Source organism: Streptomyces sp. NPDC046862, assembly GCF_040704615.1.
Lineage (GTDB): Bacteria > Actinomycetota > Actinomycetes > Streptomycetales > Streptomycetaceae > Streptomyces.
This window is the reverse complement of sequence record NZ_JBEYXP010000051.1, coordinates 29,257-48,898: the sequence shown is the minus strand read 5'-3', so window position 1 is coordinate 48,898 and position 19,642 is coordinate 29,257. Positions and strand designations below refer to the sequence as shown.

The 19,642-nt window shown below is 66.0% G+C and carries 8 protein-coding genes; all 8 read left to right on the top strand.

Annotated features, from left to right (window positions below):
• Positions 1-342: 342 nt before the first annotated feature.
• The 8 genes from AB0959_RS40650 (at position 343) to AB0959_RS40615 (ending at position 19,638) form a co-directional block, all read left to right on the top strand.
• Entirely contained in the window at positions 343-2,466 is a 2,124-nt protein-coding gene (locus tag AB0959_RS40650) for an AIPR family protein (RefSeq protein WP_366831842.1), read from the top strand.
• A 228-nt stretch (positions 2,467-2,694) separates the two neighbouring features.
• The gene (locus AB0959_RS40645; RefSeq protein WP_366831841.1) at positions 2,695-4,839 is read left to right on the top strand and encodes an N-6 DNA methylase; all 2,145 of its coding nucleotides are present in this window, start codon (positions 2,695-2,697) and stop codon (positions 4,837-4,839) included.
• Positions 4,836-6,119, top strand: a complete 1,284-nt coding sequence (locus AB0959_RS40640; RefSeq protein ID WP_366831840.1) for an AAA family ATPase — start codon at positions 4,836-4,838, stop codon at positions 6,117-6,119. The genes AB0959_RS40645 and AB0959_RS40640 overlap by 4 nt, the downstream gene beginning before the upstream one ends.
• A complete protein-coding gene (locus AB0959_RS40635) occupies positions 6,116-6,760 on the top strand; it encodes a hypothetical protein (protein WP_366831839.1) in 645 nt (214 codons plus the stop codon). Before AB0959_RS40640 ends, AB0959_RS40635 begins: the two co-directional genes overlap by 4 nt.
• The gene (locus AB0959_RS40630) at positions 6,757-8,178 is read left to right on the top strand and encodes a restriction endonuclease subunit S (protein ID WP_366831838.1); all 1,422 of its coding nucleotides are present in this window, start codon (positions 6,757-6,759) and stop codon (positions 8,176-8,178) included. Before AB0959_RS40635 ends, AB0959_RS40630 begins: the two co-directional genes overlap by 4 nt.
• Entirely contained in the window at positions 8,178-12,461 is a 4,284-nt protein-coding gene (locus AB0959_RS40625; RefSeq protein ID WP_366831837.1) for a protein kinase, read from the top strand. The genes AB0959_RS40630 and AB0959_RS40625 overlap by 1 nt, the downstream gene beginning before the upstream one ends.
• Positions 12,452-14,095, top strand: a complete 1,644-nt coding sequence (locus AB0959_RS40620) for a hypothetical protein (protein ID WP_366831836.1) — start codon at positions 12,452-12,454, stop codon at positions 14,093-14,095. The genes AB0959_RS40625 and AB0959_RS40620 overlap by 10 nt, the downstream gene beginning before the upstream one ends.
• Positions 14,092-19,638, top strand: a complete 5,547-nt coding sequence (locus tag AB0959_RS40615) for a hypothetical protein (protein WP_366831835.1) — start codon at positions 14,092-14,094, stop codon at positions 19,636-19,638. Before AB0959_RS40620 ends, AB0959_RS40615 begins: the two co-directional genes overlap by 4 nt.
• Positions 19,639-19,642 lie beyond the last annotated feature (4 nt).

The window sequence follows — 19,642 nt, the reverse complement described above, 5'->3', positions numbered from 1 at the left end:
GTGGGGGCTCTCGCTGGCCCGGCAGTGAGACTGCCGCTGGGCTGCTAGCGATGCATCGACCGGCTGGAGACACGAGCGGAGATCACTGTGAGACCCCTACAAGACATCCGCCAGTAGGTTCCACCACGGATGTGATGCTGCCCGAGCCGTCGGGATGGGCGCGCCGATCCGGTCGAGGAAATCGGTGAAGGTCGCCGCTTTGTCGCGGGCGATCACCTCGGTGAGGACCTCGACGGTACACGCCTTGCACTTCAAAACCGAGGAAGATCAGCAACCCACCGCACCGTTCAACGGTCCCTCGATAGAGTGATCCGCCTGACACTCTTGACGGGGAGCGATGGCATGAGCGTGGTGCAGGTCCGATACGTCCGCAAGGTGCTCGAAGAGCGCTTCACGGATCTGATCGACCTGACGGACAAGAAGTGGCCCACAGAGAAGCACCAGGAGGATGACCTCCTCAGCCGCAGCCTCGCCGCCCTCGCCACCCAGATCGAGCACCCGTGCAGCGATGCGATTGCCGCCCAGGCCGTCTTCGACGGGCAAGACGACCGCGGACTCGACGCCATCGCTATCGAGTTACGGTCCCCACAGCCTCGGATCACCCTCGTCCAGGCCAAGTGGAACCACCAGGGCAGAGCCAAGTTCGGCGAGGACGAAGTCCACAAGATGCTGCGCGGGCTGGATCTGATCCTGCACCTCGACTTCAACCGGTTCAATCGCCGCTTCCAGCGGCATGTACCGCAGCTTGAGCAGGCCTTCGACACCGAGGGCGGAACACCGAAGATCACCCTCGTGCTCGCACTGATGCGCACCGAGCCGCTCAACTCCGAAGTGCTCCAGCTCCTCCAGGACGGCATCGATAAGCACAACCGGGTCGTGGACATGGTCGACTACAAGATTCTCGATCTGCGTGACTTCCACCGCCAGATCCTCGGCAACGCCGCGGCGCCGAAGATCGACACCCGTGTGCGCCTCGAAGGCTTCGGATACGAGTCGATGCCGTACCAGGCCATGTACGGGACGATGTCCATACCGGAGGTCGCCGCCCTGTTCACTGAGCACCGCCGGGGACTGTTCGCCAGGAACATCCGCGACGCGCTGGACCTCACCGACGTCAATGTCAAGATCCGGAACACCCTGCTCGAACACCCCGAGCACTTCTGGTACTTCAGCAACGGCATCACGATGCTCTGCGACAGCGTCAAGCCCGCCGGGCCCTCGGTGGTCCCCGGCGGCGTGGGTGACTTCAACCTCAAGGGCGTCAGCGTAGTCAACGGGGCCCAGACCGTGAGCGCGATCCACAAGGCTTACACCGCCGACGCCGAGAAGACTGCCAAAGGCCGGGTATTAGTGCGCCTGATCTCCCTGGAGAATTGCCCACCCGGCTTCGGCGACCAGGTCACCACGAGTACGAACACGCAGAACCCCATCGAGGACCGCGACTTCAAGTCCCTCGACCCGGGCCAGATCAAGCTGCGCGAGGACTTCGCGCTCATACTGCACCGCAGCTACGTCATCAAGCGTGGCGAGCCGAAACCCGACCGCGAGCACGGCTGCTCGATCACCGAGGCAGCCGAGGCACTTGCGGCCGCTCACCCCAATGCGGAGTTCGCAGCACTGGCCAAGCGCGACCTCTCCGCGCTCTGGGGCGATGACACCTACGGTGAGCTTTTCGGCCCCTCACCCGATGCGCACAAGGTGTGGCGCTCCGTCCAACTGGTGCGTGCGGTCCGCGACCGGCTCACCGAACTGAGGGAAGGGCTGCGCGGACGAGCTGAGGCAGCGGCAAGTTACGGCGACCTTCTGATCACTCATGTCGTGTACCGACAGCTCGACACCAGCGCCATCCAGTACCCGGACACCGACTGGGACGTGCAGCTCGCTCGTGTTCCCGCCCTCGCCGAGGACGCTCTCGGCTGGGCCCTGCAGGCCATCGACAAGGAGTACGGGCCCACCAGTCACGTGATCGCGGCCGTACGGAACACCGAGCGCATGCAGAGGGTCGCACGCACGGCCGTACGGGGCATGCTGGCCGGCCACCCCGCCCCGCCGCTCGACTCGGAATACCAGGTCGCGGACAGTGACGAGCCTACGGGCCGGCAGGTGGATGCCGTCAAGACACTGGTGACCGCCGACCGCATACCCAACGGCACCGTGCTGGAGTTCCGCCCGAGCAGCAGGCCACAGCGTCGAGAGATGACGGAGTGGCTGGCCGATGACCCAGCCCGAGGCCTGGCCGTGTGGCGGAATTCAGCTTCGAAGCAGCTGCAGTGGCAGGCCGACATGCAGTGGTACTCGCCCAGCGGTCTGGTAAGGCGCATGCGCCGCATGGCGTCAGGTAAGGACGTCGCGGCGCAAGGTCCCGAGCACTGGTACGTCCCCGAAGAGGGATCGCTCAGCTTCCTCGCCGACGCGGCGCGCGCCGAGCAGGGCCTGGTGGCGAGCGATACCAGCGAAGAGGAGTAGCGCTCCCACCTGCTGTGATGCACGTCCCCTGCGAGGCTCGCATCACGCGCCGCGTCCTGTTCTTCAGGCTCGGCAGCCGATTGTCAGTGGTGCGCAGTAGGCTCACCCCTCGTCCTGAAGGGCGGGACCTGTCCGCTTTCGCGGCCCTAAAATCGCTGGTGGAGCGGGATCGGTCACTGGCTTTCGTTCGCCGCACGAGCCCTGATACACAGAGATGAGTGGACCTTGATGGAGGAGCTGGCCTTGGACTTGGAGAACCCGCGTCCCACGGAACCGGAAGCATCCCCGGAGGCGGTGCCCCAACCCCAGGTCGCCACGCTTGGCGAGGGCCAGATCGTGGACTACATCACAAATACTCCGGTCAAGGACACCCCGAAGGAGAGGGTTCGCCAGCGTATCGCCCGCGCTCTGTTCCACGAGCACGGCATCTCACCAGGTGACATGGCGATCGACTTTCCCATCACGGTCAGCACGGACGGGGCCCGCACCCGGAAGAAGAGGGCCGACATCGCGATCTTCGCGCACGGCACCGAGCACTCCGCGGGAAACCTACGCCGGGTCGTGGTCTGCAAGCCTGAGCCCAAACGCGGCAAGAATGTGGTTAAGCTCCGTGAGCCCGCCCAAGCACAGAAGGATCTTCAGGAGCTCAAGGACCTCCTCGGCGCCGAGGATCGCCCACTGTGCACCGACGGCATGTGGACCGATGGTGTCGACTTCTTCTTCCTTAAAAAGATCGTCAACACGTTCGGTGCGACATATGAGGACCGCAGCGACTGGGACGTTGCACCCGAGAGCGTCGGCAGCCGTACGGTCGTCTCCCATCAGCGGTTGCGCCGAGCCGAGCCGGAGATGCTCAAGACGACCTTCCGCCGCTGCCACAACTACATTCACGGCAATGAAGGCATGCCGAAGGACGCCGCGTTCTGGCAATTCCTCTACCTGCTCTTCGCCAAGATGTACGACGAGCGCAAGAGCCGCGGAACGGGCCGAGCCCGGTTCCGGACGGACATGACGGAGCCGTTCTCCGACAAGGGCCGGGCCGCCATCCGGAAGCGGATCGAGAGTCTCTTCGAGGAGGTCAAGGCCGAGTACGCACCGCTGAACGTCTTCAAGCCGACGGACGAGATCACATTGTCCGACCGGGCCCTGGCGTTCATCGTAAGCGAGCTCGCCCCATACGACCTCGGCGGCACAGATGTCGACGCCAAGGGCGTCGCCTACCAGGAACTCGTAGGCACCAACCTGCGCGGGGACAGGGGCCAGTACTTCACTCCGCGCGGCGCCGTACGGCTAATGGTTGAAATTCTCGACCCAAAGGAGGGCGAAACCGTCCTCGACCCGACCTGCGGCACCGGCGGCTTCCTCCAGGCCACACTCAACCACCTGCACCACACCTGGCAGAAGGAAGAGGGAACTTACGGCTTCCCGGACGCCCCCGAGCAACAGGAACGCTACCGAGACAAGCTCCGCGCCTACGCCGACAAGCACCTTTTCGGGGCGGACTTCGACCCGTTCCTAGTGCGCGCCACGACCATGAACATCATGACCCTGGCAGATACCACGGGGAACGTCTTCCACATGGACTCCCTGGCTTTCCCACGAGGGCATCTGTCAGGCGTGGAGCCAGCGAAGACCAAGATCCCGCTGGGTGAGACAGTGCACGTGCTCCTCACCAACCCGCCCTTCGGCGCGGACATCCCGATCAGCGACGAGTCGGTACTGGGCTCGTTCCGCGACGGCGTCGCCAAGTCCTGGGGCCGAGACAAAAACACCGGCGAACTCGTGGAGAGCGCGACCAGCAAGCCGGCGAGCATGGCCCCAGAGCAGCTGTTCATCCAGCGGGCCATCGAATGGGTCAAGCCCGGCGGCCGTATCGGCATTGTCCTGCCCAATGGCATTCTGTCCAACCCCGGCCCGACGGACGAAGCGATCCGCCGTTACATCCTGGAGCATTGCTGGGTCCTCGCCAGCGTCGAGCTGCCAGTGGAGACCTTCATTGTCGACGCCAACGTCAACATCCTGACCACTCTGCTCTTCCTGAAGAAGAAGACCGCCCAAGAAGTACGCAACCACCGAATGGGCACCGAGCAGCCCTACCCGGTGTTCATGGCCGTCGCCGAGAAGGTGGGCTTCGATCGGCGCGGCAATGAGCTGTACAAGCGCCACCCGAACGGTGACGTGGTGATGGAGGCGACGGTCGAGCGCGAGCGGATCAGGATTAACGGAAACGACGAGGTCCGCGAGCTGAAGCGGAGTCGGCCGGTCGTCGATAACGACCTGCCGGTCATCGCCGAGAAGTACCGGGAGTTCCGCGCGAAGTACCCCATGCCAGGGATCGATCCCCGCGCCGCTTCCATTGGCGGCCCGGCATGATCGCCAGAATCGAGGCGTACCAGTACCGCTGCTTCCGTGCGCTGGCTGTGGACCTCGGCCAGTTTCAGGTCCTCGCCGGGCCCAACGGTGCCGGCAAGACGACCCTGCTGGACGTCCCGGGGCTGCTGGGCGATCTGCTGCGACCGCGGCAGACCGTTGCTGACGCGTTCCTCGTGCCGCAGGACAATGCGTCAGTCCCCCGCGCGCACACGCTCCGGGAGCTGGTGCACTGCAACCGTGGCAACACCTTCACGCTCACAGTCGAGGCACGGTTGCCCGATGAGCTCGCCCGGGACTTCGCGGCCGGGACGGCAGGCCCGCACCCCCCGACCCACCTGCGCTACGAGGTTAGCCTGGAGATCTTCAATGACACGCTTCAAGTCGCCGAAGAGTATCTGTTCCTGTTCAACGAGCATCGCAACCGCCCCCTGCTCGGCAGCACCCTGCAGGGACGGCCCACTGGTGTGAACCGGACACCGGCCCACCGCGAATGGCGTTACGTAGTCCGGCGGGAGCGCGGCGACGACCCGTACTTCCGCTCGGAGCTGCCCCGCAAAGCGCAAGGCACCATCAGGCGTGTCCCCGCGGAGCAGCTCGCTCTGGCGACACTTCCTCAAGACCGCGACCAGTACCCCGCGGCTCTCTGGTTCATCGAGCTAGTCCAGCAGAACGCCGTCTCATACGCCCCCGACTGGGGAGTGCTACGCAAGGCATCCCCTCCCGGCGATCGCCTCCTGCCGCTGCGAAGTGACGGCCGCAACGTCCCATGGCTGGCGCTCGACCTGCAGGAACAGGATCCAGAGCACTACCAAGCATGGGTGGAACACGTTCAGACCGCACTACCCCAAATCGACACGGTGGACGTGCGTGTAAGGGACGAGGATCGCTACGCCTACTTCGACGTCCAATACCAGGGCGGCCACCGCGTCACCAGCAGCGGCCTGTCTGACGGCACCCTACGGGTGCTAGCGCTTACCTTGTTGCCCTACCTTCCCAAGCCTCCGCGAATGCTCGTCACCGAGGAGCCCGAGAACGGCATCCATCCACGGGCCATCGAGACCGTCGTCCAGTCTCTGGAATCGATGTACGACACCCAGGTATGGGTGTCCACCCATTCGCCACTGGTTCTCGCCCATATCGAGCTGCGTGACGTGCTCGCCGCCCGGCTCAACGGTGACGGCCAAGTCACCGTTGTCCCAGGTGATCATCATCCGCGGCTCAAAAACTGGCAGGGCACACTGGACATCGGCTCACTTTTCGCCGCGGGGGTACTGAGTTGACGGCGGACCGTAATGTCATCTTCCTGCTGGCCGACGGGGCAATGGAGCAAATGCTGCTTGGCTTCTTCGGCCGCGATCAGTTTCACAAGCGGCTCGGCTGCGCTCCGTTCACTTACGAGACAATCGTGTGCCCGAACAAGGATCCCGGCGTCTACAACACGGCACGGGAATGGCTACGGCCACATGAGCGCGACAAGTCGTACGCGATCGTACTGGTCGACGCCCAGTGGAACGGGAGCCCTGGCGCAGATGCGATTCGTACACGGATCGAGGAGCAGCTGGACGGAGTATGGAAGAACTCCGCGGTGATCGTCCTCGACCCCGAGCTGGAGGTGTGGTTCTGGCGCGACCACCCCGAGCTCGGGACCGTACTGAATCTCCCCAAGCAGCACCGTGGTACGCCGATCCGGGAGCTGTTGCCCGCCATGGGACCCGCTTCCTGGCCACCGGGACAGGCCAAACCGACCGACCCCAAGGAAGCGCTGCAGTTCCTGCGGAGGAGCAAGCAGTACCGCGCGGACAAGTCCAACGCCGTCTTCAAGCGGGTTGCTGCGCTGTCCGCCAACGGCTGCACCGATCCCGCGTTCCAGCACCTACAGACCACCCTCCGCACCTGGTTCCCCCCGGAGTACGCCTCGTGAAGCTCGTCAGCCTGTCCCACCCGGTCACGTCGGATTGGCTCGCCGACCAGCGGTTCCGGCTGGATCCGGCGCCCTATTTGTCGGGGGCCTTGGAGGCTCGGAAGCTGCTGGAGAGGTTTCCGGATACGGTGCGGCTGGACAATGTCACCGCCGGACATAACGGGGGCATCTTCAACGGCCCAAAGTTCAGCAGAATCTACCTGGATGACCCGAAGCACACCGTACCTTTCCTAGGTAGCACCGACATGTTGGAGGCAGACTTTAGCTTTCTGCCCCGACTGAGCACGAAGATTGCGGACAAGTTTCCCTATCTCGAAGTCAGGCCAGGCATGACGCTCATCTCGTGCTCAGGAACGGTTGGCCGGATGGCCTACGCACGCTCGGACATGGCAGGGATCTGGTCTTCCCAACACGTCATGAAGGTAGCGGCGAACACCGAGCGGATCCCGTCCGGCTACCTGTACACCTTCCTGCGCAGCAAGTTCGGCGTCCCGATGATCGCGAGCTCCGCATACGGTGCGATCATCCAGCACATTGAGCCCCACCACATCGCCGACCTGCCCGTACCACGGTTCGACGCGAAGGTGGAGGAGCGGATCCACCGCATGGTGGACCTCAGCGCCGGACTGCGCGCACGCTTCCAGGCTGGGCTAGTCGCCGCAACGGAGGACTTCTTCAGATGCGTGGGTCTCCCCGAGCTGATTGACTTGCGGTGGCATCAGCAGGATCGGGACCTGGGATTTGAGGTAACCGATTTGAGGCCAGCCTCACTCCGGGCGATGAACTACGCGGAACGCGCCCGGCGCATCACCGCCGCCCTCGCCTCAGTACCGCATCAGACGCTAGGCAAGATTTGTAGCAACGGGCTGCTGTCGACCGGCCCTATGTTCAAACGGATTGATGGCGACTATGGGCATGACGGTGTTTTGCTAGTAGGCCAGCGCCAGGGCTGGTGGAGCCGCCCAGAAGATGGCCGTGTCTTGAGTCGTGCTCACACCCCGCGTCAGTGTTTCGTCCCCGATGAAACCGTCATGGTCGGCGCGCAGGGTCTCCCAAGCGAGAACGGGCTACTCGGAAGATCGATGATGGTCACTGGCCGCTGGCTGCGCCATGCATACAGCCAGCATTTCCTTCGCGTTGCGTCCAGCGACCAGGATGTCCCAGGGGCCTTTCTCATGAGCTTTCTGCGTTCTGAGGCAGCGCTTCGAGTGTTTCGTAGCATGATGGCTGGTTCGGGCCCACAGAGCCTTCATGCGGGAATGCTGCGGGATTTCCCCATCCCCCTCGCCACCGCCGAAGATCGCCAGCGCATCGCCGAAACAGTCCGACGCGCCTACCGCAATCGCGACCGCGCCGATGTCCTCGAAGACCAGGCGCTCGCCCTGCTGACCGAAGCCATCGAGGAGGCCGCTGCCTGATGGGTGCCAGGATCGTTGCCGTTGGGCAGGCCGTCAACGATGCCGAGCGGCGGGTGATCGCGCATCTGCGCGATCACGGCCCGGACGACTGGACGGTCCTGCACTCGGTCGAAATCCCGCAGCGAGACGAGCTGTTCGAGGTCGATCTCGTCGTGGTCACCGGGCACGCCGTGTATGTCATCGACGTCAAGGGCACCCGTGGCCGCATCGAGGTCGAGGGAAGCCGGTGGCATCCGGCGAGGCGCGCGCCGTTCAGGAGCCCGTTGCCCAAGCTGCGCGGCCACGCCAAGAAGCTGAAGAGCATCCTGGAAAACGCGCACCCGCAACTGGCCCGTGTCTACACGGATGCGCTCGTCGTGTTGCCGGCCCCTGACGCAGTACTGGTCGATCACACGCCGGACCAGCGGGACCTCAAGGCGACCGTGACGCTGCCCGAGCTGATCGGTCGTCTCGCCGACGCCGGCCGCGTTCCTGTGGCGACCCGCCCCATGGACGCCGACATCTCGGTGCACCACGCGACCATCGTCGATACTGTCCAGGGCAGCTCCCGTGCCCCGTCCGGCCCGCTCCGCTTCGGGAGCTGGGAGGTGATCGAGCGGCTCAGCGAGTCCCAGCGCGCCCCCGGCATCGACGTACTGGACGAGTACCGGGCGAAGAACGCCCTCGCCGTGCAGGGTTCGGGCACGGTACAGCTGTCGGTACGCGCCGCCGACCCGTACGCTCCCGCCGCGGACCGGTTGATGCGGCAGAAGCAGATCGGGATCGCGTACGAAGCACTTGGCAAGCTGCCTCCCCACCCGCATATCGTCGGGGTGCGGGACTTCTTCGCGCTGGATGACGAGAGCGCGTACGTCACCGTCTACGACGACGTTCCGGGCCATGCCCTGCGGCTTCATCTGGGTGAGGGAGCCGACGATCCTCTCACGGCGGACGCGAAGCTGCGGACCATCCGTCACATCCTTCTCGGCCTGGCCCACGCACACAGCCGCCGCATCGCGCACCGCGAGCTCAGCCCGTCCACCGTCCTGATCACGCAGGACGGCCGGGCAGTACTGACGGGCTTCGACTACGCGAAGACGGCGCAGCAGCGCGGCCACACCGTGATGCACCAAGCCCGTGCCGCTGCCGAGACGGCGTACCTGGCGCCTGAGTGCCATGCCGATCCGAGACGGATGCTCGAACCCGCAGACATCTACGCCGTCGGGGTCATCGGCTTCGAGTTGCTCACCGGGCACGTGCCGTTCTCCTCCGCCACGGAGCAGGCCAGTGCGGGCGGCCGGCTGCCCGCCAGTGAGCTCGAAGCCGCCGGTGTTCGCACCGAGCTGGCGCACTGGCTGCAGACGTTGTGTGCCACGGATCCCAAAGGCCGCCTGACAGCTGTCGAAGCTCTGCGCAGACTGGATCTCGCGGTGGGCGCGCAGCGTGCTCCGCGGAAACGTCTGAGTTCCGCGGCTCCCCCCTCGCCGCCCGGCACTCCGCCACAGGCACCCGCGGCAGCTGCCGACGGGCCCCGCGACCCCTCGTTCTTCAAGAACCTGGCCGCCGACTTCCAGCTCGGCACGAAGTACATCGTGCGCAATCGACTGGGCCGCCCCGGTTCTTTCGGTGTGGCGTACCGGGTGTACGACACGATTAGGAACCTCGACCGGGCAGTGAAGCTGGTCTTGCACGACCGGGACTCGCCGCTGGAGCGGCTGCGCCGCGAGGCGAGTGTTCTGGAGCGTCTGACCAGCGCTCCGCACCCCAATGTGGTGGCGATGGTGGATGCTGATCGGTTGCTGCCTCCGGATAACTACCCTTATCTCGTCTTCGAGTTCGTCGAGGGCAGGGACGTGAGCGAGGTGATCTGCGACGGTCGGCTCGGCCCGGCCGACGTACTGCGCCTCGGAACCGACACGGCCCGGGGGCTCGCACACATCCACAAACTCGGGGTGTGGCATTGCGACATCAAGCCGAGCAATCTGCTGTGGACCGACGACGGCGTCAAGCTCATCGACTTCGGTATCGCCAAGACCGCGGATTCCTCCGAGGGACATACTCACACCAGTCCGCGCTACACTCCGCCCGATCTGGATGAGGTGCCTGCCGACGGCAGCGGTTTCGCCGATCGTGACCTGTTCGCCCTGGGCGTCACGATGTATGAGGCTCTCACGGGCGGGCAGTACCCGTGGGGGGACGCCGGTCAGCCGCCGCCCGGCATGCAGGCCCTTGATCCGCGCACTATCTTCAGCGGTTTCGGCGATCTCTCGCCCGGGCTGGTGGAAATCCTGCTGAGGGCCGTCTCTCCGTACCGTGCGGAGCGCTTCAGCTCGGCCGAGGAATTGCTCTCCGCGCTGGAGGTGCTGGGAGCCGCCCGCGTGTCTGTGCCTCGGACCGCCCAGCCAGAGGACGCCGACCCTGCCAGCGTGTCGCCTGCCGCCCCGGCTGCCGAGCCGGCGCCCAACACCAACCCGTACGTGGCCCACTTGCAGACGCTCTACAGCCAGAGCCACCGCAGCAACCGCGGCACCCGTGGCCTCGACCCTCAAGGCATGCAGGTGTACGTCGAGACGGCACTGGACCGCGCGCTGGTCCCTGCTCTGCGCGCGGGAAAGCACGCGCTGGTCATCGTCACCGGTAACGCAGGCGATGGGAAAACCGCGTTTCTGGAGAGTTTCGAGGCCCAGGCGCGCAAACTTGATGCCCAGTTCGGACCCGATCGCCTCAACGGCAGTGATTTCACGCTCGACGGACATCGCTTCCGAACCAACCACGACGGCAGCCAAGACGAGGCCGATGCCGCCAGCGACGACGTGCTAGCGGACTTCTTCGCACCGTACGCCGGCGAGGACGCCACCGGCTGGTCGGAGCAGGGGGAAACTCGCCTGATCGCGGTGAACGAGGGACGCCTGGTGGACTTCCTCAGCCACCACCACGAGCGCTTCCTGCTCCTGTCCAAGCTGGTCAACATCGGTCTGGCGGGCGGCGAAACCGGTGACGCGGTCGCCGTGGTCAACCTCAACGCGCGTGATGTGACCGCCCGCCCGGCTGATGAAGAAGGCGACCCTGTCGACGGCGAGTCGATTCTGGAGCGGATGCTGGACCGCATGACGCATGAGCGCTTCTGGGAGGCGTGCGCGTCCTGCGACATCGCCGATACCTGCTACGCACGGCACAACGCCCAGACTTTCCGCCACCCCGACGCGGGTCCACAGGTCAAGCGCCGGCTGCGCAGGGTCTATGAGCTCACCCAACTGCGCGGTCGGCTCCACATCACCCTGCGCGATCTTCGTTCCGCTCTCGCCTACACGCTCACCTCGGGACGGGACTGCGCGGAGATCCACGCACTGCACGCGGCCGACGATGCGCAACCCCTGCTCGGCAGCTTCTACTTCTCCGCCTACTTGGGCACCCCACCGGCTCCGAACGGACTGCCCAGAGAGCGGGACCGGCTGCTGAGGCTGCTTCGGGAGACGGACGTTGCCGCTCCGCCCCGGCCGCAGCTGGACCGGCGGCTCGACTACACCGGGCTCATCGACGACCGCGCCTTGGTCGCCATCGACGGACGCTCTGATCGGGACAGGCAGCTGATCGCGGCGCAGTTCGCCATGCTGGCGCGCTCCACCTCCGCGCTGTCGGAGGACATCCTCGCGCACCGCCGCCATCTGGGCGCGGCCCGGCGCCTGCTCTACTTCGAGCTCCGGGACGACGCGCGTGCTGAGCGAATGCTGCCCTACCCTTCCGCGCTGCGATTTCTTTCTCTGCTCGCCTCACCGACGGCTGCCGCAGCGGCCCGGGACGAGCTGCTGTACGCGCTCAACCGGGGAGAGGGGCTGGCAGCGCCGGACCGGATCGGTGAGGCCATGGCGTTGAAGCTGCGTACCGTGCCACACGGCACGGTACGCAGCTTCCGGCTATTCTCCGCGGCGGGCTTCACGCTGGAGCCCGGGGACGCCCCGGCCTCGATATACGTCGAAGGCAGCCGAACGGCACTGCGACTGCGCTACCAGGATCCTGCCGGGCGGCAGGGAGCCCAGGCTGAACTTGCCATCGGGCTCGACCTGTTCGAGCTGCTGCAGCGCTTCGCCCAGGGGTACCGGCCGGGCGTCGCCGACGTGCAGGGGCAGCAGCTCGCCCTCGCTGTGTTCAAGAATCGGCTCGCCTCGGTGCCGTACCAGGAAGTGTTGCTCACCGCCCACGGACACGATCTGCGCCGGGTCCACCGCACACCGGATCATGCGCTGCACATGGAGGACCTGTCCGCCGTGTCCGGTGACGGGGACGAGGAGGAGACATGGCGCTGACCAGTGTGCACAGCAAGTTCCACCATCCCGGGGTGAGCCGTGTCGACTACAAGACGCTCCACATGGACCGGGTCCTGACCGCTTTCCTGGCTCGTTTGTGGCATCGCGGTCTGCCGAGCAAGCTCAGTCGCGCCGGAGATCTCACCGTCGACGACTTCGTGGACCTCTTCCTGGCCAACCCCGATGTCTTCGAGGGCTTCGACCGGGACACGACGACCCGCTGGGTGAACACACACCTGATGGATCTGGTCAACCGGGGCCGGGTGAACGAGGCAGTGGCGGGCCCCCGCCCTCTGCACGGCTTCACCTACCGCTTCCGCAACAGTCGCAAGTCCCGTCCGTACGGGGCCGATGAGCAGCTCTACGAGATGCTCGCCGAGACGCCCAGTGCGCTGCAGGAGCTGCGGTCGTTCTTCTTCTCTGACGTGGATCGGACCACCGGTGCGATCAAGCCGGGTCCTGACACCGACGTTGAGACGCAGGCGCTGCTGCACCTGGTGAGCAAGGCGTACGGCAAGGTCGAGGACCGGCCGGACACGAGCAAGCCCCGCAAGCCCTATCCGCTGCTGTGCCGGGAGCCCGCGCGGCTGCTCGCGGAGGATGTTATGCGGCTGCTCTACCACCAGGAGCGCATGCCGCGCACGGTCCTGGTGGAGTACTTGAAGATCCTCTTCGCCTTCCATCTGGCGCTTTACCACCTGCGGATGATCAAACTGTTGCCCAGAGCGGTGGCCGCTGGCGCTGTGGACACCTCGTGTGCGAGTGGGCATAAGGGAGCGGATGCGGCCCATCAATGCCCCTACCGCGTTCACCTCTTCGTGGACGTCGAGGGTGTCCCCGGCACCCCGGCTGCCCTTCTCGCGGAGCACAGCGCCAGCGTGTGGTACGGCCGCATCCAGCGGTTCGTCAAAGCCACGTTCGAGGTGAAGAAGCTGGACGAGTTCGCCGAGCACCTGATGACCAAACGTCGCAAACTCACCGCTCCCCAGGGCCGTCCCTACTTCTCGGCCGCCGAAGTCCTGACTTTGCTGGGCAAGGGGCACAAGAGTGAGCGGGACAGCTTTTTCGACCAGCGCGTGAACGGGGTGCTGGACGACGAGACCGACCCGCCCGCCGAGGTACGGCAGATCGCGGATCTGGGCCTGAGCCCATTCGACGAATACATCGAGATGCTGCTGCACTACAAGGGCCGCTACCACCGCGGCTACATCGTCGACTGCCTGGACTCCCTGCTACTGAAGAACCGGCCCGGTGCGCTGCTGACCCAGCCGCGTGGCACCCGGGGCGAGCGCCGCTTCGTCCTCGACGCACGGCTGCTGGAGATTCTGCTGCAGATTTCGCTGTTGCGCCCTGGGCCTGACGGGAATCTGTCGACCTCACCCATGCGCATCGACGAGTTCCTCGCCGTACTGCGCGAGCGCTACGGCCTGTACGTCGACCAGCTGCCCGACTCGGACGGCTTCACGGGCGCGGACCTCGACGACCAGGTCGCGCTGCGAGCGAACTCCACCGCCTTCACCCATCGCCTCCGCGAGATCGGCTACTACCAGGACATGTCGGACGCCTATCTGACGCAGACCATCACTCCTCGCTACTCCATGGGTACGACGCCCGGCGCGGAGGTGGTCCGGTGAGCACTGTGGGCCTGACCGAGCCGAGCACCGCAGATCTGCGCGATGCGCTGGAGAGCGTGCTGGTGCCTCGGCTCACGTCTCTGCTCGCCTCGCGCGACGCGGGCCACTGCATGCGGGTGACCGAAGTGGACGCCGCCCTCGCGGCGTGTCTGGTGCGCAGGCTCAGGAGCGCCAACGGCGCAGGGGCCGAGGTATGTCTGCTGGGGCCGGCACGGGACACCGAGGAAGGCAGCGAGCTGCGGGATGTCACGGTGACCAGCACCAAGCTGGTCGAGCTGCGCAACCGCACGGAACAGCCTCAGTCGGACGGCGCTGCCGGACCCCTACTCGTCTTCGTGCCGCCGGGGCTCAGGGCCAGCGCAGAGGACTCCTTCGGTGTCGCGACCTTCGAGGAGATCTCTCTCAGGGACAGCTATGACCTCCTCGCCGCCCAGCTGCTGGGCGAGGTGCCAGCCACACTGCGACCAAGCGTGGAGGAGCTGCTCGCGCTCCTGGGCGAGGTCCCCGACCAGCGCGCGAGTGGCCGGGTCCGTGCCGCGTACCTGCTCACTCTCAAGGCCAACGGCTACGGAGAACAGGCCGCCGGGGCCGCGGTCTTCCACTTCGGCCTGGTTCCGGACTTCGAGCTGTTCGCCCAACCGGGCGAACTGCGGGACCGAGCCGACCGCAATCGCGACCTCGTCGACAAGCTGACCGAGTCCGCCCGCTCGGAGCGACAGCGGGTGCTGGAACTCGGGCTCACCGACTCGGAATTCGCCGTCCGTCTGGCCGGATTCGTGGCCCGCTGCGGACTGGAGGACCGCGTCGCGTGGACGCGGCGTATCGTCGTCGACCGGGAGAACTGGGCGCTTTCTTTCGGGAACTGGCGCCTCGACGACCGCCAGCGTGCCTCGATCTCCATCGACGTGCAGGAACTCGGACTGCCCCGCGCGGGTGACGTGCCCGACGATCTGGCCGCGTACCCCGCGTTGTCCGCCATAGCTGGCCAGCCCTATCTGCTGGCCGGTCCGAAGGGCGTGAGCGAGCTCCTCGCCCGCTTCACGGTCGACCCCGTCCCCCGCAAAGTAGAAGGGCTCGCCCGGTTCCGTGTGGAGATCGCGTCGGAGAAGTCCGGGCCGATCGGCCGCAGCACCTCGGTGAAGAAGGCCGCGAAGGCCGAACACAAAGCGAAGCTGCCCAAACTCACGAAGATCGACTGGGACGAAGGCTGGCACTACGTCACCGTCACACCGCTCGACGACCAGGGACAGCCTCTCGATGTCGAGCCGGCTGGCGACGGTCTGCCAGGGGGGCAGAGCGAGCGGTTCTACGTCGTGCCCGATGCGGAGACGGAGGAGCCACCAGAGCGCAGTGCTGGCCGGTACGAGGGTGTCGTACAGGCCCTGCGCGACCTTCAGTTCCAGGCGCTAGCGAACGGTGACGACCAGGCACGTGTCGCGCTCGGCGAAGTCCGGTGGAAGGCAGGCGTCGGCCGCGCCCAGCAGCGGACGCTGAGCGCCCGGGTCAGCGCCGCCGGGACGGTGGACATCCGTCTCTCCCCCACTCTCACTGTGCTTCAGCAGCGCATCCTCGCGGCGGCAGACCGGCCGGGGCTGTGGCAGCTCAGCCTGGGACCGGCAAGTGCCGGGGATCCTGTGCTCGATGCCGATGACGGGTTGGTGGCCTCGCTGACCGGTCGGACGGCCGAAGCCTTCGACGCCTTCCTCACCGCGAGGCGGGTCTATTTCTCCGCACTCCGCGGCGCCAGCGACGTGGCAGAGGAGGAGTGTCTTCTCGTCACCGAGGCCGTCGACTTCTCGGCGGTGCGCATAGAGCTCGCCGAGTACGCGCAGGCGTACACCGAGCTCATCGCGGCGCAAATGCACCACCTGGAGCGGGCCGGGGACACGGAGCGGGCGTCAGTTCTCGTCCGTCTCGCCCAGATCCTGCAGTTCGACTGCGTGGCCGCGACGCTCACCGATGGGCTTGGACAACGCCACCACCTCCTGCTCGTGGCTCCTACGCACCCGCTACGCGCCCTGTGGCTGGCGACCTGGTCGGCCCTGGGCGCCGACTGGATCACGCGGCTGACGGGCGCCGACCGGCGCCAGGTCATCGCCGCTCGCGGCTCGCTGATGGACGAGCTGTCCTCGCTGGGGTTTCCCTTCGCGGTGCCGCGGCGGGACGGACGCCTCCTGGTGGCTGCGGAGAACCTCACTCCGTACTGGGGGGCCTATCTGCCCAGTGAGGTGGAAGACCCGCGCGGGCTGCTTGGTCAACTGGCCTCAGTACTGCGACTGCCGGCTGCTGCATCCGGTACCGGTGCCGGGTCCACCGGTCTGTCGGGCACGCATCTCGCAGACCGCGTGGAGCGCTATGTGCGCCTGCATCCGTATGTCCACACCCTCGTGATGAACGTGGTGAACGCGGGGCGCGGTGAGCTGCTTGCCGACATGCTGCTGGAGCTCCAACGGCGGGAGGTGACGCGGTCTCTGCGCTTCGACCTGCGTCTGTGTGTTGGCGATCCGGAGGCGCCGGCGGCGGGAGAGGCGCTCGCTGAGCTGCTGCGCGCGGAGGCCCAGGTCTCGGCCGCCGAGGCGGAGGCGTTCCTCAACCCTTCGGGGGGCGCGTTCCAGGCGAAGCTGGCCTTCTCCGTCCGGTCGGTGGACGAGTTCACTGCCAACCCTGGCGAATTCGACGCGCACCTCACCGTTCTCATCGACGCCTTCGGCGGGGAACAACTCGGCTCAACCCAGCACGAGGACATCGCGCACGCGCCGGTCCACGGACTGGTGCAGGCGATGGCATCGCGGTACGTAGAGAACGAACAGCAGGTCGCGTGGCGCAAGTTCCCCCGGCACGGCGAAGCACCGGTTCTGGACGATGCCGAGGACCTCACCACGCTTCTCGGCCACCTCCCCGCACTCATGGCCTCGGCCTCCGCGAGTGTCGCCACCGCAGGCCGCGCACTGCGGCACGTCCCCTGCACTGTGCTCGCCCTGGAAACCGCGGACCGCGCTCTGCTGTACCAGGCCCATCAAGTCAGCGACTGGGTCGTCACCATCGACCGGACCTTGGGGCTGGAGTACTTCGACCACTCCGGCGATGACGGACGTCCCGAGTACGTCATCGACTACGTGCCTCAGGCAGGCGGTTCTCTAGGCCACCAGATCATGGTCAGCTCTAAATCCGTGGACGAACTGCGCGCCCTGCTCGGTCCGGTCGCCGCGGACCACGACCTGAATGTCGACCAGCGGCACCTTTACACATTCTTCGACCAGTTGCGGCTGCTGTCGGGGAACCTGGCCTTCAAGCTGGCGTCCGCCGCTCCCACCCAGCGCACGGAAGTCCTCGGCCTCTCGCTCGCCCGGCTCTACCTCGACTACCAAGGGGTCCTCACCAACCAGATCATCGTCCCTTTGGACGCACACCCAGAGCTGTATCGCGAAGCACGCCGCCAGGTGCGAGAACTGGGAGACTCCCTCTCCTTCCACCGCAGCGATCTGGCCCTGTTCCACCTCGACGACCGGCGCAGGACAATCACCTGCCGCCTGGTCGAGGTCAAGTGCTACACAGCCCTGAACAACATCGGCGCCTACCAGCAACTCAAGGCGAAGGTCGCCGAGCAGCTCGAGCGCAGCCAGGACGTTCTCGCGACCGCCTTCGACCCGCATCGCAGCACTCCGGACCGTGTCGACCGCGGTGTAAAGAACCTCGCGCTCAGCTCCTTGCTCCGCTTCTACCTGACACGTGCCTTCCGTCACGGCACGATGGGCAAGGCCCCATACGAGGCAGCACACCGCCTTCTGGACCGCCTCGACGACGGCTATACGCTGCAGTTCACGCGCAGTGGACTGGTCTTCGACCTCGCCCGGTCGGGCACCGACCGGGAACTCGACCACGCCATAGAGTTCCATCGCATCGGTCGCGACCTGATCAAGGAACTGATCGACGCGATCCCGACTGTCCAGAACAAGGTCCAGCCGCAGCCTCAGGACCTCGAACCGTCTGATGAAATTCCCGACAGCACCAGCGGTGATCCAGCTGCCACCCTGTCTCGGCTCGATCTGACGGTGCCCCGGATTGCCGACGCTGCGTTCCGCGCGCCAGAGGTCGAAGACGCACTCGCCCCGCCGGCAGCGGACCGAGAGACACCTATCTCTCCAGGAGCTGTGGAGGCGACATCAGGAGCGGCCCCCACGGACATCGCTCCTGGCCCTCAGCAGCCGTCCCCGTCGACCACGCTGAGTGAGTCGCCACAGGCACAGGCAAGGCCGGAGCCCGCGCCATCGCCGCCGGTCGTCAGTTCTACGGCGTCCCATGACACACCGGCTACCGACGTGCCCCGCGCAGTTCCCTCACTCGTTCCGGACGCGTTCCTCGGCGTCATGCGCCCGTCCCCTCAGTACGGCGTACTCGGTGACATCGCCGGCCGTACCATCGCCCTCGACCTCAATGAGACGCACACCATCAGCCTGTTCGGCGTCCAGGGCGGCGGCAAGAGCTACACCCTGGGCAGCATCATGGAAATGGCCTCCCTCTCGGCACCCCCCGTGAACGAGCTACCGCATCCGCTGGCGACCGTGGTCTTCCACTACAGCCAGACGCAGGATTACGCGCCCGAGTTCACGTCCATGGCGCATCCGAACGACGACGAAACGCAACTCCGAACGCTCAAGGAGCGCTACGGAGCACAGCCCAAAGCCGTCCAGGACGTCCTGCTCCTCGTGCCGGCGGCCCAGCTCGCAGAGCGGCGCTCCGAGTACCCAGGTATCGAGGTGCAGCCCCTCACCTTCGCGTCGAACGAACTGCAGGCCGCGCACTGGCGCTTCCTCATGGGCGCGGTCGGCAACCAGTCCGTCTACATCCGCCAGCTCACTCGCATCATGCGAGCCCACCGGGACAACCTGAACCTGGCGGCCATCCGCCAGGGCGTGGAGGAGTCCGAACTACCGGATCACCTGAAGCGGCTAGCGCAGGAACGGCTCAACCTCGCCGCCGAGTACATCGACGACACAACGCGCCTGACCAGCCTGGTCCGGCCGGGTCGGCTGATCATCGTCGACCTGCGCGACGAGTTCATCGAGAAGGACGAAGCACTCGGACTGTTCGTCGTCCTGATGCAGCTTTTCGCGGAAGCCAGCGACGGCGGCGAGCACTTCAACAAGCTCGTCGTGTTCGACGAGGCTCACAAGTACATCGACAGCCCGGACCTGGTGGCAGGGCTAGTTGAGACCGTCCGAGAGATGCGCCACAAGGGCATGAGCATCCTGGTCGCCAGCCAGGACCCACCCTCGGTCCCGATCTCCCTGATCGAACTCTCCGACCATGTCATCCTGCACAAGTTCACCTCCCCCGCATGGCTCAAGCACCTGCAGAAGGCCAACGCCGCACTCTCCACACTCAGTTCCGACCAGATGTCGCGACTGCAGCCTGGCGAGGCATACCTGTGGGCAAGCAAGGCCACGGACCCGGCATTCACTCACGGGGCCGTACGCATCCGATGCCGCCCGCGCGTGACCAAGCACGGTGGGGCCACCAAGACGGCTGGCGGAGGACAGTAGGCCG

Coding starts and splice junctions, on each gene's coding strand:
- AB0959_RS40640 (WP_366831840.1), top strand. CDS start 4,836: ATGATCGCCAGAATCGAGGCGTACCAGTACCGCTGCTTCCGTGCGCTG.
- AB0959_RS40620 (WP_366831836.1), top strand. CDS start 12,452: ATGGCGCTGACCAGTGTGCACAGCAAGTTCCACCATCCCGGGGTGAGC.
- AB0959_RS40650 (WP_366831842.1), top strand. CDS start 343: ATGAGCGTGGTGCAGGTCCGATACGTCCGCAAGGTGCTCGAAGAGCGC.
- AB0959_RS40625 (WP_366831837.1), top strand. CDS start 8,178: ATGGGTGCCAGGATCGTTGCCGTTGGGCAGGCCGTCAACGATGCCGAG.
- AB0959_RS40645 (WP_366831841.1), top strand. CDS start 2,695: ATGGAGGAGCTGGCCTTGGACTTGGAGAACCCGCGTCCCACGGAACCG.